This window comes from Pantoea sp. MBLJ3, assembly GCF_000816655.1.
Classification (GTDB): Bacteria; Pseudomonadota; Gammaproteobacteria; order Enterobacterales; family Enterobacteriaceae; genus Pantoea; species Pantoea eucalypti.
This window is the reverse complement of sequence record NZ_JSUT01000012.1, coordinates 139,518-154,882: the sequence shown is the minus strand read 5'-3', so window position 1 is coordinate 154,882 and position 15,365 is coordinate 139,518. Positions and strand designations below refer to the sequence as shown.

At 53.4% G+C, this 15,365-nt stretch carries 16 protein-coding genes and 2 tRNA genes; 11 read left to right on the top strand and 7 right to left on the bottom strand.

Annotated elements, in window-relative coordinates:
- Window positions 1–8: 8 nt before the first annotated feature.
- Both NP77_RS17100 and NP77_RS17095 read left to right on the top strand, forming a co-directional pair.
- Window positions 9–239 (top strand): YccJ family protein, encoded by a 231-nt coding sequence (locus tag NP77_RS17100; RefSeq protein WP_003850006.1) that lies wholly within the window; start codon window positions 9–11, stop codon window positions 237–239.
- Window positions 240–293: 54 nt separating this feature from the next.
- Complete coding sequence (locus NP77_RS17095) at window positions 294–1,667, top strand: NAD-dependent succinate-semialdehyde dehydrogenase (RefSeq protein WP_008925885.1); 1,374 nt, start codon at window positions 294–296, stop codon at window positions 1,665–1,667.
- 66 nt (window positions 1,668–1,733) lie between these two features.
- On the opposite strand, the gene agp is transcribed toward NP77_RS17095, so the two are convergent.
- The 3 genes from agp to NP77_RS17080 form a co-directional block, all read right to left on the bottom strand.
- Window positions 1,734–3,389: a bifunctional glucose-1-phosphatase/inositol phosphatase gene (gene agp / locus NP77_RS17090; RefSeq protein WP_039660965.1), complete on the bottom strand. Its 1,656-nt coding sequence runs from the start codon at window positions 3,387–3,389 to the stop codon at window positions 1,734–1,736.
- A 270-nt stretch (window positions 3,390–3,659) separates the two neighbouring features.
- Window positions 3,660–3,747: transfer RNA gene (locus NP77_RS17085), tRNA-Ser, on the bottom strand.
- 68 nt (window positions 3,748–3,815) lie between these two features.
- Window positions 3,816–3,903: transfer RNA gene (locus NP77_RS17080), tRNA-Ser, on the bottom strand.
- Window positions 3,904–4,138: 235 nt separating this feature from the next.
- Between NP77_RS17080 and yccA the strand changes: the two genes are divergently transcribed.
- Window positions 4,139–4,792, top strand: coding sequence for an FtsH protease modulator YccA (gene yccA, locus NP77_RS17075; protein WP_003850014.1), 654 nt, complete (start codon window positions 4,139–4,141; stop codon window positions 4,790–4,792).
- Between the two features lie 105 nt (window positions 4,793–4,897).
- Window positions 4,898–5,224: a sulfurtransferase TusE gene (tusE, locus tag NP77_RS17070; protein WP_003850016.1), complete on the top strand. Its 327-nt coding sequence runs from the start codon at window positions 4,898–4,900 to the stop codon at window positions 5,222–5,224.
- Here the strand turns inward: tusE and yccX are convergent, their stop codons facing one another.
- Window positions 5,225–5,503, bottom strand: a complete 279-nt coding sequence (yccX, locus tag NP77_RS17065; protein ID WP_003850019.1) for an acylphosphatase — start codon at window positions 5,501–5,503, stop codon at window positions 5,225–5,227.
- A gap of 85 nt (window positions 5,504–5,588) precedes the next feature.
- Between yccX and rlmI the strand changes: the two genes are divergently transcribed.
- Together rlmI and hspQ are read left to right on the top strand one after the other, a co-directional pair.
- Complete coding sequence (gene rlmI / locus NP77_RS17060; RefSeq protein WP_003850021.1) at window positions 5,589–6,779, top strand: 23S rRNA (cytosine(1962)-C(5))-methyltransferase RlmI; 1,191 nt, start codon at window positions 5,589–5,591, stop codon at window positions 6,777–6,779.
- Window positions 6,780–6,852: 73 nt separating this feature from the next.
- Complete coding sequence (hspQ, locus tag NP77_RS17055) at window positions 6,853–7,170, top strand: heat shock protein HspQ (protein WP_010246651.1); 318 nt, start codon at window positions 6,853–6,855, stop codon at window positions 7,168–7,170.
- A 33-nt stretch (window positions 7,171–7,203) separates the two neighbouring features.
- On the opposite strand, the gene NP77_RS17050 is transcribed toward hspQ, so the two are convergent.
- Complete coding sequence (locus NP77_RS17050; protein ID WP_003850025.1) at window positions 7,204–7,617, bottom strand: CoA-binding protein; 414 nt, start codon at window positions 7,615–7,617, stop codon at window positions 7,204–7,206.
- A 176-nt stretch (window positions 7,618–7,793) separates the two neighbouring features.
- Between NP77_RS17050 and NP77_RS17045 the strand changes: the two genes are divergently transcribed.
- Window positions 7,794–8,435 (top strand): DUF2057 family protein, encoded by a 642-nt coding sequence (locus NP77_RS17045; RefSeq protein ID WP_008925883.1) that lies wholly within the window; start codon window positions 7,794–7,796, stop codon window positions 8,433–8,435.
- Between the two features lie 69 nt (window positions 8,436–8,504).
- A complete protein-coding gene (gene mgsA, locus NP77_RS17040) occupies window positions 8,505–8,963 on the top strand; it encodes a methylglyoxal synthase (RefSeq protein WP_003850029.1) in 459 nt (152 codons plus the stop codon).
- Between the two features lies 1 nt (window position 8,964).
- On the opposite strand, the gene helD is transcribed toward mgsA, so the two are convergent.
- Complete coding sequence (helD, locus tag NP77_RS17035) at window positions 8,965–11,019, bottom strand: DNA helicase IV (RefSeq protein ID WP_039660963.1); 2,055 nt, start codon at window positions 11,017–11,019, stop codon at window positions 8,965–8,967.
- Window positions 11,020–11,142: 123 nt separating this feature from the next.
- On the opposite strand from helD, the gene NP77_RS17030 reads away from it, so the two are divergent.
- Entirely contained in the window at window positions 11,143–11,583 is a 441-nt protein-coding gene (locus NP77_RS17030; RefSeq protein ID WP_003850033.1) for a YccF domain-containing protein, read from the top strand.
- Entirely contained in the window at window positions 11,567–13,726 is a 2,160-nt protein-coding gene (gene yccS / locus NP77_RS17025) for a YccS family putative transporter (protein WP_039660961.1), read from the top strand. Before NP77_RS17030 ends, yccS begins: the two co-directional genes overlap by 17 nt.
- On the opposite strand, the gene NP77_RS17020 is transcribed toward yccS, so the two are convergent.
- Complete coding sequence (locus NP77_RS17020; protein WP_003850036.1) at window positions 13,723–14,352, bottom strand: TfoX/Sxy family protein; 630 nt, start codon at window positions 14,350–14,352, stop codon at window positions 13,723–13,725. The two genes, yccS and NP77_RS17020, sit on opposite strands and share 4 nt — an antisense overlap.
- A gap of 210 nt (window positions 14,353–14,562) precedes the next feature.
- Here NP77_RS17020 and sulA point away from each other — a divergent pair, with 210 nt between their 5' ends.
- Complete coding sequence (sulA, locus tag NP77_RS17015; RefSeq protein ID WP_003850038.1) at window positions 14,563–15,054, top strand: SOS-induced cell division inhibitor SulA; 492 nt, start codon at window positions 14,563–14,565, stop codon at window positions 15,052–15,054.
- Window positions 15,055–15,365 lie beyond the last annotated feature (311 nt).

Sequence of the window (15,365 nt, the reverse complement as noted above, 5' to 3'; positions counted from 1 at the left end):
AGAAAAGTATGTCTACTGAACAATCGAAAGCACATCACGTTGGCGAATGGGCAAGTTTGCGTCATACCTCCCCTGAAATTGCCGAGGCCATTTTCGAAGTGGCGAATTACGATGAAAGACTGGCAGAAGAGATCTGGCGTCAGCAAGGCAGCGACGATGTGCTCATTCGCGCCTTTGAAAAGACCGATAAAGATCTCCTGACCTGGGATGATAAGCCCGTAGAACGTAAGAACGTCTGATTCAGGGGCGGGAATTTCCCGCCCTCACTTTTTTAGCTCACCAAGGAGTACGTTATGTCTTCCTATCAAAGCATTAATCCCGCAAACAATGAATTGCTGAAAAGCTGGCCTTCACATGATGAATCGGCTGTCAGCCATGCGCTGGACGTGGCCGATCGTCTTTTCCACTCTTCATGGAGCAAAGGTGAAATTCAGCCACGTCTGCAGGTATTGAAAAAACTGGCTGACCTGATTGATAGCCGCGCGGAAGAGCTGGCAACCATCGCCAGTAAAGAGATGGGTAAGCTGATTGGTCAGAGTCGTGGCGAAGTGAAAATCTGTTCACAGATTGCCCGCTACTACGCAGAGCATGCCGAACGTATTCTGCAGCCGCAGGCCTATCCCAGCGAGCTGGGCGAGGCCTGGGTTGAGTATCACCCGATTGGCGTGTTAGTTGCCGTCGAGCCGTGGAACTTCCCTTACTATCAGCTGATGCGCGTACTGGCACCTAACCTGGCGCTGGGCAACCCTGTTCTGGCGAAACATGCCAATATTGTGCCGCATTGTGCCGATGTGTTTGAAAAACTGGTTCGTGAAGCGGGTGCGCCTGAAGGGGCCTGGACTAACCTGTTCATATCAAACGAGCAGGTTGCCGATCTGATTGCTGACGATCGCGTGCAGGGTGTTGCCCTGACCGGTTCAGAGCGCGCAGGAAGCGCCGTTGCTGAGCAGGCTGGTAAGTATCTTAAGAAATCGACGCTGGAACTGGGCGGCAATGATGTGTTTGTGGTGCTGGATGATGCGGATCTTGACGAAGCCGTGCGTCAGGGCGTGCAGGCACGTCTCAGCAATTGCGGTCAGGTTTGTACTGCCGCAAAACGCTTTATTTTGCATGAGAAAATTGCCGATCGCTTTATCAGCCAGTTCAGTGCTGCGCTGAGTTCTGCAACGCTGGGCGATCCGCTGGATGAGAAAACCACACTTGGCCCGCTCTCTTCTGCTGATGCACGTGACCGCCTGGTGAAACAGGTCGATGAAGCGGTCGCTAATGGCGCAACACTGGTGACAGGCGGTAAAGCGGCAGAGGGCGCGGGTTGCTTCTATCAGCCAACCATTCTCACTGGCATCACCCCGGATAATCCTGCTTATTATCAGGAGTTCTTCGGTCCTGTGGCGCAGGTTTATGTCGTCGGCGACGATAATGCGGCTGTGGCGCTGGCAAACGACTCGCACTACGGTCTGGGTGGCTCAGTCTGGACGCGGGATACGGCTCGCGGTCGTAAACTGGCTTCCGCCATTGAAACCGGGATGGTGTTTATCAACTCGCAGAGCGACACCTCAGCGGAACTGCCTTTTGGTGGTGTGAAACGTTCAGGCTATGGCCGTGAACTCTCTGATCTGGGTATCAAAGAGTTTGCTAACCAGAAACTGGTCGTTGTGGCGGGTTAATCGCCCTGCAGCCATAAAAAAACCCCGTTTCGACGGGGTTTTTTATTATGGGTCGCTACAGCGCAATTACTGCGTTGCCGCTGACTTTGATTCGTCGTTGTGCACTGTGGCAGGCTTATTCGCAGCGTTAGCCTGGTCAGCTTTCGCGTCACTGGCTGAGGCTGCTTTGTCTTCCTTCGCTTTCTCAGCAGCGGCTTTATCCGCTTTTGCCTTTTCAGCAGCGGCTTTTTCCGCTGCCGCTTTATCCGCTTTAGCCTTCTCAGCGGCTTCTTTATCCGCTTTTGCTTTCTCAGCAGCCGCTTTATCTGCTTCAGACTTCTCAGCGGCAGCTTTGTCGGCTTCAGCTTTCGCTTTGGCTGCGGTCGCTTTATCCGCTTCAGCTTTATCAGCAGCAGCGTCATTCGTCGCTGCGGCTTTTGCGCTGTCGTCGTCAGACTGTGCTGCCGGTTGTGGTGCCGCCGCAGGTTGCATTGGCGTGCCCTGCAGCGCAGCATTCAGCGCCTGAGAGAACTGATCCCAGCTGCAATAGCCGTTTGCATCCGTCTCACAACCCGCCAGTTGCAGCGTAACGCGCTTCGGTGGGTTTTTCAGACTCAGCACGTCAGCGTTGCGCAGCTGATCGGCCGTCTGATAGACATACTCGACTTTGAGCAGGTCTTTATCCGTTTTCGCATCATGCCAGCGTTCGAAAACAACCTGGCCGCCAATCGGCGTTTTTTCGTAAGTATCAGGCAGCTCATATGGTTTGACCTGCAACGCGCTCAGCAGCGAGGCGATATTCGAGTCATGACCCACCATCAGCGTGATTTTCGGCGCGTTAGCTTTGTCCTGATCCACTAACTGACTGCGGATGTAATCCACCAGTGGGGCCGCCACTTCACGGGAAACGTCCGGGCTGGTGAACAGGGCGTCCTGATAACCATTTTTAATGGCTGACAGCTCTTTCCACTGTTCAGGCGTCTTGATCTGGCCCCATGCAACCTGATCCAGCGGGAATCCTTCGTAATACTGCAGCGTAAACGCATCCATCAGGGAGTTACCCACTTTCAGCGGGCCACTGACAGTTGGCTCTTTACCGTTTTCAGCGCTGAAGGTGTTCTGGCCGCTGCTGAGATCGCACTGCTTTTTATTGTTGCAGGCAGGCGATGCTTTATAGTCGACAATCTTTTCCAGGCGCTGGAAAGCAGGTTTCAGCGACAGTTTTTCATTTGCTGCGGTCATCGCGGCCAGTGCTTTCTTATTGAAAGCATCGCTGCCATCGGTGATGACCGGATTAAAGATAGGATCCATGGAGCCCATTTCATCCTGGTGTGTGACCGCGACGTCACAGCCTGGGAAGGCACCATTAACAAAGAACTGAGCCGTCGCAACGGTGCGTTGCAGGCTGTTAGCGTAGACAAAGACGTTATTACTGTCAGCACAGCTGCCGTTCTTCACCAGGCCCTGCTGTGCCAGCCACTGACGGGTGTAATTACCCATGTAGACTTCCAGCACGCCACCTTTAGTGGTCAGCTGTCCGCCGGGAACATCCCACTGCGGCCAGCTTTTTTTGGTGGACTGTTCCAGCACGCTGCCATTATCGGCCAGTGGCGCACGCAGATTGTGACGACTCAACATCAGCACCTGTTGCAGCTGCATGTCACCCTCAGCAGCAAATGCTACCGTTCCGACCGGCAATGCAGCGAGCACTGACAATGCGCAAAGACTCAGTTTCTTGATCATTGTGCCTATTCCATTTATTCAGTAAAGAAACACTCTGGCTATCAACCGATTAGCTCGCCTCAGAGCGAAGTAATCAACAGTGTAACTCAGCTCGCCTCGGAAAAGCGCCAGATGTTTGCAAAAACAGTGAGTGGACTATAGCAGAGATGCATCGAACAGATGAATGCGCAGCCGCGCGTCAGCAGCAGAGACGTGGTTTTTCGGACTGGAGGAAGAAGCTGGAACGTCAGAAACGAAACAGGCCAGCACGGAGTGCTGGCCTGTAAAATGTGGCGGAGGAGGAGAGATTCGAACTCTCGGATGGTTTCCCATCGGCGGTTTTCAAGACCGCTGCCTTAAGCCGCTCGGCCACCCCTCCGTTTTGAAACTGTACTGCATCGGCAAAACTATTGATTTTTACCGCTTTATTGCCCGTGGCAGATAAAGTGGCGGAGGAGGAGAGATTCGAACTCTCGGATGGTTTCCCATCGGCGGTTTTCAAGACCGCTGCCTTAAGCCGCTCGGCCACCCCTCCGCAATGACGCGCACTATAAACACCCCGTTTAGGGATGTAAAGCATCTATCTGTTTATTCGCCTGAAAAACAGCCAGATTGTGATTTTTTGGTGTCAAAATCGCCACTCTGCTCAAACAATTAGCAGATTAGCGCGTAAAGAAGGGTAAAACGCCTTTTCCCTCTTTAATGGGCTGCGTATTCTCGGCACATATTTAACGATCTGCTTATTAGTGTTCTGCTTAAAGGAGCGCAATATGGAAAGAATTGTCACCTCATCGCAGTCTTCACTGCTTTCAACGCACAGAGTTCTGCGCAATACCTATTTTCTGCTTGGGCTGACTCTGGCCTTTTCGGCGGTTACAGCTACCGCCAGCACCCTGCTTGCCTTGCCTGCGCCGGGCCTGATCCTGATGCTGGTCGGCTTCTATGGTTTGATGTTTTTAACCTACCGCCTGGCTAACAGCCCGATGGGTATTCTTGCCGCGTTTGCGTTTACCGGCTTCCTGGGATACTGCCTGGGCCCTATTCTGAGCTCCTTCTTAACCGCAGGCATGGGCGACGTGATCGCACTGGCGCTGGGCGGTACGGCGCTGGTGTTCTTCTGCTGTTCTGCCTACGTGCTGACAACCCGTCGTGATATGTCCTTCCTGGGTGGCATGATGATGGCAGGTTTTGTGGTACTGCTGGTTGCGGTGGTCGCCAACATCTTCCTGCAGTTGCCTGCCTTGCATCTGGCTATCAGCGCCCTGTTTATTCTGTTTTCAGCCGGTGCAATTTTGTGGGAAACCAGCAACATCATTCATGGTGGCGAAACCAACTACATCCGCGCGACGGTCAGCCTCTATGTTTCGTTGTATAACATCTTCGTCAGCCTGCTTAGCCTGCTGGGTTTCGCCCGCAGCAACTAACCGGCAATGACAGTCGGCCTGTAAAACCCCGCTTCGGCGGGGTTTTTGCTTTTACTGCCTGCCAGGTTTGCTAAACTGCGCCGTCATTTACAGAGAGGAGATCACGTGAATTTTAACGGTAACGAAATCGCCGTCGATGCCGAAGGCTATCTGAAGAGTACCGACGACTGGAGTGAAGCGCTGGCGGCACACATTGCTGAGCGGGAAGGCCTCACCATGACCGAAGCACACTGGGAAGTGGTCCATTTTGTGCGCGCGTTTTATCTGGAATTTAATACCTCACCCGCCGTGCGGATGCTGGTAAAGGCAATGGCGAAGAAATACGGGGAAGAGAAAGGCAACAGCCGCTACCTCTTCCGCCTGTTTCCTGAAGGGCCGGCTAAACAGGCAACGAAAATTGCCGGCCTGCCTAAACCGGCAAAGTGTCTGTGATTAACCGGTTGTAAAATCGCGGGGTGGCTCTGCGGGCTGGTGCGGTTCCACCAGCACCTTATCAACGCGCGCACTGCGGGGCCCGCCCGCTTTAAGCCAGGCGATTAGCGCTTCGACCTTCTCCGCGTCGCCCCAGGCCAGCACCTCGACGCTGCCGTCATCCAGATTCCGCGCGTAGCCCAGCACGCCCAGCGTCCTGGCTTCTGCCTGCGTACTGTAACGAAACCCGACGCCCTGGACGCGGCCATGAACCCATGCTTTAAAACAGGCTGCTGACATTATTCTCTCCTGCTGCTGTTCGTTGCAATTTCCCGTTATCCACCGGACAATGGCGCCTCATTTTTTCAGGTAAGCATAGCAAACTATGACAGTCAGATTGATTCTCGCAAAGGGACGTGAAAAGTCCCTGCTCCGTCGCCATCCATGGGTCTTTTCAGGTGCCGTTGCACGTCTGGAAGGTAAAGCACAACGGGGTGAAACCCTTGACGTTTGTGACAGCAACGGCAAATGGCTGGCTCGCGCCGCATATTCACCCGAGTCGCAGATTCGCGCCCGCGTCTGGAGCTGGCAGGCCGATGAATCCATCGATATCGCTTTCTTTGTCCGCCGTTTCGAACAGGCGCAGCAGTGGCGTAAATGGCTGGCGGCCCGTGATGGTCTGGACAGTTATCGCCTGATTGCCGGTGAGTCTGATAATTTGCCCGGCGTCACTATTGATCGTTTTGGCAACTTTTTAGTAATGCAGCTGCTCTCGGCTGGCGCGGAATATCAGCGTGCGGCGATTATCACCGCCCTCCAGCAGTGTTTCCCTGGCTGCGCCATCTATGACCGTTCTGACGTCGCCGTACGCAAGAAAGAAGGTCTGGAGCTGACACAAGGCCCCGTCACCGGTGAACTGCCACCGCCCCTGCTGCCGATCACAGAACATGGCATGAAGCTGCTGGTTGATATCCAGGGCGGCCATAAAACGGGCTATTACCTTGATCAGCGTGACAGTCGTCTTGCTACGCGTCGTTATGCACAGGATGCACGTGTACTGAACTGCTTCTCTTACACAGGCGGATTCGCTGTTTCTGCGCTGATGGGTGGGTGTAAAGAAGTCATCAGTGTGGATACCTCTCAGGAAGCGCTGGACGTAGCCCGTCAGAACGTTGAACTGAACGAGCTGGATCTTTCTCGCGCCCGTTTTGAGCGTGATGATGTGTTCAAACTGCTGCGCCGCTATCGTGACAGTGGCGAGAAATTTGATCTGATCATTATGGATCCGCCCAAATTCGTCGAAAACAAAAGCCAGTTAATGGGTGCCTGTCGCGGCTATAAAGATATTAATATGCTTGCCATTCAGTTACTGAATCCGGGCGGGGTCCTGATGACCTTCTCCTGCTCCGGTCTGATGGCTACCGAACTGTTCCAGAAGATTATTGCCGATGCCGCGCTGGATGCGGGACGCGAAGTGCAGTTTATCGAACAGTTCCGTCAGGCAGCGGATCATCCGGTCATCGCCAGCTATCCGGAAGGCCTCTATCTGAAAGGTTTTGCCTGCCGCGTGATGTGACTTGAAAAATGGGCTCCTGACCCCATATTGGTAAGAGAGCTTTTTTTCGGAGGTCACTATGATTGCCAGTAAAATGATTGCCAGTAAATTTGGTATTGGTCAGCAGGTTCGTCATCGTTTGTCCGGCGTACTGGGCGTTATCGTTGATGTCGATCCTGAGTACTCGTTAGACGAGCCTAAAATTGAAGATGTTGGTGCAGAAGAAAAGATGCGTACCGCACCCTGGTATCATGTGGTGATGGAAGATGAGGAAGGCGATCAGGTTCATACCTATGTCGCAGAGATTCAGCTTTCAGGTGAAACCAGCATTGAACATCCTGAGCAACCTTCAATGGATGAGCTCGCTGCATCCGTACGTCAGCAATTGCAGGCACCTCATCTGCGACACTAATCTGTGGCGGCACGCTCTGCCGCCACCCCTGATTTAGCGCGTAATCCCCAGACGTGGAATTTCAATCTTCGGGCAACGATCCATAATCACCGTCATGCCTGCATCCTGAGCCAGCACCGCCGCCTGTTCATTAATCACGCCGAGTTGCAGCCATAATGTCTTTGCCCCGACGGCTATAGCCTCCTGGGCGACACCCCATGCGGCTTCAGAATTGCGGAAGACATCCACCATATCAATCCCGCCGGGTACATCCGCCAGACTGGCATAACCCTGTTGCCCCAGCACTGTTTTCCCTGCAAGTTTCGGGCTGACCGGGATCACGTCATAGCCCTGATCAAGCAGATACTTCATCACACCGTAACTGGGACGTTCGGGGCGATCACTTGCTCCAACTAAGGCGATACGTTGGGTTCGCGTCAGCACGTCACGAATTGTCTGGTCGTTCATGTTTCTCTCCTTTCAGGCCAGCGTTGAGTGTAGATGGGTGCGCTCGTTAACGGGTAAGTCCTGAGCACAATTAATTGAACCCGCGCACGAATAAATATGTTTAAATGTAAATTAACTGCCATAATGTAAGAATTTGCTACACATCCCCTTTCGTGTCATCAGTTACCGGAGTTGAAATGAAGCTGTCGCTGGCTGTAACGGGGTTACTTACACTCCTCGTTTCGGCGTCCTGTTCTGCCATCACATTAAAGCTTGATCCGCAAATCGAGCTACTGGTGCTGGATGGTCGAAAAATTTCAGGTTCGCTCCTCAAAGGAGCTGACAGCCTGGAGCTGGATCGCGGTCAGCATCAGTTTCTGTTCCGGGTAGAGCATCAGCGCAAAGGGCTGAAAGAGAATGTCATTGCCTATCAGTCTCTGCCGATGATTGTCACGTTCACTGCTGTAGCCAAAACCATTACTATTCGGCTGCCCGCGCTGGAGACAAAACGCGAGCGTTATCATTTTGACCGCAGCCTTAACTTCCAGCTGGTGGATGAAAAAGGCACGGAGATTACCAGCGTGCGTGACCACCTGCCGGCCATCACAACCGCCGACATGGAAAAAGCGATGCTGAATTATAACCGCACCCGCCAGATCGCCTCTGTGCCCCGGTTTGCAAATTCCGCTTCTGCTCCCCCCTCTTCCGTCAGGCTTACCGCAGACCTGGACTGGACTTCACAGGCCGAACTGCCCTCGCTGCACCGCTGGTTTCATCGTTTCGATGAAGCGACGCGCCAGCAATTTATGACACTGGTCAAAATGCTACGTACGAGTTGATAGCGTTAATGGGCCAGAGGTAAACTCAGGATCCCTCTCATTGCGCATGAGCCTTATCAGGACGCCTCTATGGAACAGACTGTTCGCACCCTTGGCACCATAAAACATATCGCGCTGGTCGCCCATGACCACTGCAAAGCCGCACTGCTTGACTGGGTTAAACAGAATCAGCCCGCGCTGGAACAACACATCCTCTATGCGACCGGGACGACCGGGAATCTGATTAATCGTGATACCGGCCTGAACGTGACAGCCATGCTGAGCGGTCCGATGGGCGGTGATCAGCAGGTGGGTGCGCTGATTTCAGAAGGAAAAATTGATGCACTGATTTTTTTCTGGGATCCGCTTAACGCCGTGCCGCACGATCCGGATGTCAAAGCGCTGCTGCGTCTGGCAACCGTCTGGAATATTCCGGTTGCCACAAATCGCTCCACAGCGGACTTTATTATTCAGTCGCCGCTGTTTGCGCAAAGCCTGGAGATTATGATTCCCGATTATCAGCGCTATCTGGCCGATCGCCTGAAATAACTCAGGCTTTACGCAGTACTGGCACACCGAGCTCGCGGAAGTCATCGACAAACGGTGACGGCGCTGCTTTATCGAACAGTAAAAAGACCTGCTGACGCGCTCGCGTCAGTGCCACATAGGCCAGACGGCGCTCCTCCGCATGCGGGAAAGGTTCGGGCTGCGGCAGTAAGCCCTGTTCAATAACTGACTCGCGGACTTCCGCCGGGAAGCCCTCTTTGCCCTGTTGTAATCCCAGCAGAATGACATAATCCGCCTGCTGGCCTTTGCTGGCGTGGATCGTCATAAAGTCCAGATTGAGTTTCGGCCAGCGGGTTCGGGCTTTATCCAGTATGTCTGGCCGCAGATAGTGATAGCGCGCCAGCAGCAGAATACGCTCATCCGGTTTCGCATAACCACTGAGTTTGTTCAGCAGGGCGTCCAGCTGATCCTCTGCCAGCAATGCAATCGATTTCTTATTGCCTTTGGTGACGCTATTCAGTGGTTTTGCCAGCTGTTGAGGATTCTGCTGGATAAAACGATTAGCAATATCGCCAATGCGATCGTTAAAGCGGTAGGTGGTGTCGAGCACGCAACGATCACCCTCACCAAAATAGTGATGGAATGCGGTCGTCAGCGTCATCTCTGCGCCGCTGAAGCGATAGATAGCCTGCCAGTCATCGCCAACCGCAAACAGGGCGGTGCGCTTATTCTGCTGGCGGAGTGCGCTGAGCAAGGCGGCACGCTGAGGTGAAATATCCTGGAACTCATCCACCAGTATGTGTTTCCACGGACTAATAAACCGCCCTTTTTCCAGAACGGCTATTGCCTGATGAATCAGACCCGAAAAGTCGACCGCGCCCTCCTCTTTCAACGCACTCTTCCACGCTTTCAACAACGGTGCCATCAGTTTGATGCGTTTACTGAAGAGATCCCGGACCTCTTCCGGCACATCCGCGATCATAGCTGCCTGTGCACCTCCGTGCATGCGCATCAGGCCGAGCCAGCGCTCCAGTCGTGACGCCAGCCGCTTTGCCAGCCTGTCGTCCTCCCAGAAAGGCCCCTCCGGTAATTCCCACTGCAGTTCGTCACGCAGCCACTGACGCCAGCCGTTTGCCATCGCTTTCTTCTCATGGCACTGCTGCTGCCATTCCCGGATCAATAACGCGCGACGCGCATCCGCATCACTCTCCAGCTTGCTGATAACCGGCTGCTTATTACTGCCTTCACGAATAATATGCAGCGCCAGAGAATGGAAGGTTCTCGCCTGGATGTCATCCGCGGAGAGCCGTGACTGGATACGCTCGTTCATCTCTTTGGCAGCCTCGCGGCCAAATGCCAGTAACAGGATTTGATCGGCGCTGGCTAGCTTGCGCTGCATTAACCAGCCTGCCCGGGCCACCAGCACTGACGTTTTACCGCTACCGGCGCCAGCCAGCACCAGCAATGAATTTTCGCCGTTGACCACCGCCTCACACTGCGACTGATTCAGTGGCGTGCTCTCGACGCTGGCAAAGAATGCCTGATAACGGCTTAACATAGCGGCCGTCCAGTCGCGGTTTCGCTGCTGCAAGGCCGCGTCACCCTGATCCAGCCAGCGCTGACAAAACGCCCAGTTCTCGCGGCAGTCAGCAAACTCTTTTAAGCGGATAAGAGGCATTGGCAACGCATCGAACTGTTTGAGAATTTTTGTTTTCAGCCCCTGCAGTTCGTGGCGGTTGAGCCAGCGATCCTGCGCGCCAAAGGTCTCGATTTCATCATGCAGCGACTGGAGTACCTCACGGCAGACTGCGCTCATCTCCAGACTCCAGCTCTGCCAGGCCTGCATCAGATAGTGGTGAAAGCGCTGCGTCTCCTGCCATTCCGTTCCGTGCAGCCGAACCACTTTTTCATCGGCCAGCAAAAATTCCAGTTCGCCCCATACCAGCCCACGCTTGCAGGCAATATCCAGTAACTGGTTAAAGGGGATCAGATACTCGTGCTTATCGCCACTGACTTCGACGCCCGCCGCCATCAGGCGGACACGATTATAAGGATGCTGGGCAAGTCGTTTGCCCATCGAGGTTGCTTTCAGTTCCACGCCGACACCAACGTCAGATAACAGGATTAAGGGGAGTTTACCTGTCAGACCCTTAGCGCTCCAGCCTTAAAACAAGCTAAACTTGGCGTCACATCTTGCGGAATGCAAAAGGAAAAGACGATCATGCGCACCGTTTTAAATATTCTTAATTTTGTCCTGGGTGGCTTTTTCACCACGCTGAGCTGGCTGTTTGCCACGTTAATCAGTGTCGTGCTGATTTTTACCCTGCCACTGACCCGCTCCTGCTGGGAAATTACAAAGCTCTCGCTGCTGCCGTTTGGCAACGAGGCGGTGCATGTCGATGTGCTTCGTCCTGAAAGTAAGAGTCATATTCTGAATACCGGCGGAACTTTCCTGAATATTTTCTGGCTGATTTTCTTTGGCTGGTGGCTCTGCCTTTCACATATCTCGGTGGGGATTGTGCAATGCATCAGCATCATCGGTATTCCAACAGGGATTGCGAACTTTAAGATTGCCGCTATCGCCCTCTGGCCGGTTGGACGCCGCGTGGTGTCCGTGGAAGAGGCGCGCGCCGCGCGCGAAGCCAATGCCCGCCGCTATTAATATGATGTCGGATGCAGTGCCTGGCTGGCGAAAATATCTGTTTAATAGTACGTGGCGCTATCTGCTGCGGATTTTGTTTGCGCTGAGTGGCTGCGCTGCCATCCCCTGGTGGCTGCATCAGATTGAGTGGACGATTCCCTTAACGCTGGGGGTGGTCGCGGCTGCGCTGGCCGATCTTGATGATCGCCTGGCCGGTCGTCTGAAGAATCTGCTGATTACCCTGCTTTGCTTCTGCATCGCCTCCGTTTCAGTAGAACTCCTGTTTCCCTATCCGTTCGCCTTTATTGTCGGGCTGGCGATCTCGACATGGGGCTTTATTCTGCTGGGTGCCCTGGGCCAGCGCTACGCCACTATCGCGTTTGGTGCGCTGCTGATTGCGGTCTATACCATGCTCGGCATCGGGCTGTTCAGTCAGTGGTATATGCAGCCGATGCTGCTGCTGGTCGGCGCGCTGTGGTACAACCTGCTGACGCTGCTGGGTCATCTGATGTTTCCGGTCCGGCCGGTGCAGGAACAGCTGGCTGGCAGCTTTTCACAACTGGCGCGTTACCTGGATGCCAAAGCGAATCTCTTCGATCCGGATGCTGGTGAGCAGGATGACGCCGCGTTTATCGATGCGGCGATGGTCAACAGCCAGTTAGTGGCGCAGCTCAACCTGACCAAAACTACGCTGCAGAGTCGACTGCGTGGCGATCGCGGGTCGCGCGGCACCCGCCGTAGTCTGCACTACTATTTTGTGGCGCAGGACATTCATGAACGGGCCAGCTCGTCCCATTTGCAATATCATCTGCTGCGCGGTGACTGGCGCTATAACGAAATTCTGTTTCGCTTCCAGCGTCTTCTTAACATGCAGGCACAAGCCTGTCGCCAGCTGGCACACTGCATTCTGGTGCGTGAAAGATGGGTGCATGACAGTCGATTTGAGCGCGCGTTTGAACGATTACAAAAAGCAATTGAACGTCTGGAGCAGCGCGAGCCTGAGGCCGAGCATACCCGTGCCCTTTTCTGGCTGCTGCGCAATCTGCGCGCCATTGATGCCCACCTTGCCTCCATCGAATCTGAACAGACGCTGGCCGGTGAAGATCCTCAGCACAGCGATAATCTGCTGTCACGCGAAGGATTAAGTGGCTGGAGTGACATCAGGCTGCGCTTTAGCCGTCATCTCTCTCCCTCATCGGCGCTATTCCGGCATGCAGTTCGCATGTCAGTCGTGCTCTGTATCGGCTATGGCTTCATTAAGATCACCGGACTCGAGCGGGGATACTGGATTTTGCTGACCAGCCTGTTTGTCTGCCAGCCCAACTACAACGCAACGCAGCGGCGACTGGCCTTACGTATCGGCGGAACACTGGCGGGCATTGCTATTGGTCTGCCCGTTTTATGGCTGGTGCCCTCAATTGAAGGGCAGTTAATCCTGATTGTGATTTCCGGCGTGCTGTTCTTCGCTTTCAGGCAGGTACAGTATGCGCAGGCCACGCTGTTTATCACATTGCTGGTTCTGCTCTGCTTTAACCTGTTAGGGGAAGGCTTTGAGGTCGCCCTGCCACGCGTAGTGGACACCTTACTCGGCTGTGGCCTGGCCTGGCTGGCTGTGGCGTTTATCTGGCCAGACTGGCGCTTTCGTCAGTTGCCGGCGGTGGCTGAACGAACCCTGAAAGCGAACTGCCGCTATCTGGATGCGATCATGGAACAGTATCATCAGGGCAAGGATAACCGTCTCGCCTATCGCATTGCCCGCCGTGACGCACACAATGCAGATGCCGAGCTGGCATCCGTGGTTTCAAACATGAGCAGTGAAAGTCGCACCAGTCAGAAACTGCGCGAATCGGCTTTTCAGCTGCTTTGCTCAAACCACTCGTTTCTGAGTTACATTTCTGCACTCGGCGCGCACCGTGACAAAATTACGGCACCAGAACTGCTGACCTTGCTGGATGATACAGTTTGTTATGTTGAGGATGTGCTTCAGACGGACGTAGTCAGCGATGAGCATGTTGAAACAATGCGCCATCAACTGGCTCATCGCATCAGCCAGTTGGCCGCAGATGCGGATGTGCGTGCGCCGCTGGTGCTTCAGCAACTCGGACTGCTGGTAGCCTTAATGCCTGATGTGGCTCGCCTGCGCCGCACGCTTATTGCTGATTAGCCTTCTTCGCCTCTGAAGTCTGGTTTCGATAAAAGCGTGCGTTGAAACCATGCATTCAGCTCGGCACGGGTGGCCAGTGGCAGTGCGGCCGCATGGTGGCCCGTAATCGCACCCTGCAGCGCCAGTAGTGTCTGAAATCCAACGTGCTGGTTGATCGCTTTTAACTTCAGCCAGCACTGTTTGGCTCCCATCTGGTAAAGATGATTGACACTCATCACGCCCGCCTCGTACAACATGACTTCCATGCGTACACTGAGATTAGGCAGATCTTTCAAACGCGGAGAGGCTTGTCTGTGCTGCAACTCGCGCTGTGCCGTTTCTAAAGAGGCCGCGGAGAGCGTCAGAAGATGGTCAGGATCCCGCCATAAGGCTTCATCGACCTGAAAGTAATCAAGCTTCACTGACTTGCCCCGTTTGCGAAAAATCAGGGGCTGGAGCGGACGGTCGGTAATGTAATCCCGCAAGGGTTCACTGGCCCGCAGGTAGAGTTCATCTTTATTAATTAACGCGAAAACCACGCTTTCGACAGCCAGTGCATAGCCACCAAACTGGGTCCGGGACTCAATTGTTCCCAACGGGCCCAGGTGCGCTCTGGAGCGCTCGACAACCGGATTAATCTTTTTCATTGCACCACCTCCATGTAAGAAATATCTGGTAAATTACGTTGTGTATCAGGTAATTAGAAGATAAAAAAAAGTGGCAGCGGGTTCAATGAATAAATAGTGCTTCAACTAATCTTGTCGCGTTTTTGCGAGGCGTTTTCAGAAATTTGGGTTGATCTTTATCCAGGATGACAGTACTGTATATTCATACAGTCCACTGCTGGTGATTAACTTATGCGAACACAACATCCTAATAATGCACGCTATGCTCATCATTATGCGTCCTCTTCTGTTCCGTCCACGCAGGGTGGTGGAATTACTGAGTTACGTTACAGCGAGCAGCCCGGTATGATGCAGATGATGCTGTTGCCGTTATTACAGCAACTGAGTCAGCAGTCACGCTGGCAGTTGTGGTTAACACCGGCACATAAACTGAACCGCACCTGGTTGCAGGAATCAGGCTTACCATTAGATAAAAGTATGCATATCGCCGATTCTGAACGTCTGAATGCGGTTGAGGCGATGGTTAAAGCGTTGCGTACGGGAAATTACAGCGTTGTTCTGGCATGGATTCCGTACGATCTTGATGAAAATGAGCGTCGTCAACTTGAAAATGCGGCAGCTGAGGGTGAAGCGCTGGGTTTGATTTTGCGGGCCAGTGGGACAACGGAAGCGCCTCTGAGACCGCAAAGTGCGATAAAAATTCAGTCGGATTTGTTTCATTAAGTAAAAATAAGAAGTTTCCCAGGCTATTATTCTTATCAGTTGTCGCTAAACCACTGATTCTGTTAGTTCGAGCTGTGACAATGGGTTAGCAGGTTTTTTGGGCTTTTTGCTGCGACGTTACGACCATCCTAATTGTTAGAAATTGTGTATAAACCGCTGTTTTTTTACAGTAGCGCCTCACATCATACTTGTAAGTTTCCAATCTCGTTGTAGACTTTAGCTCGCCAGGGTGCTCAATAACCTCCGTTTTTTGCGGTAGAGTCATAAGCGAGCGTTTTGACCCGGCGAAGGATTTAAACCAAGAGCAACCT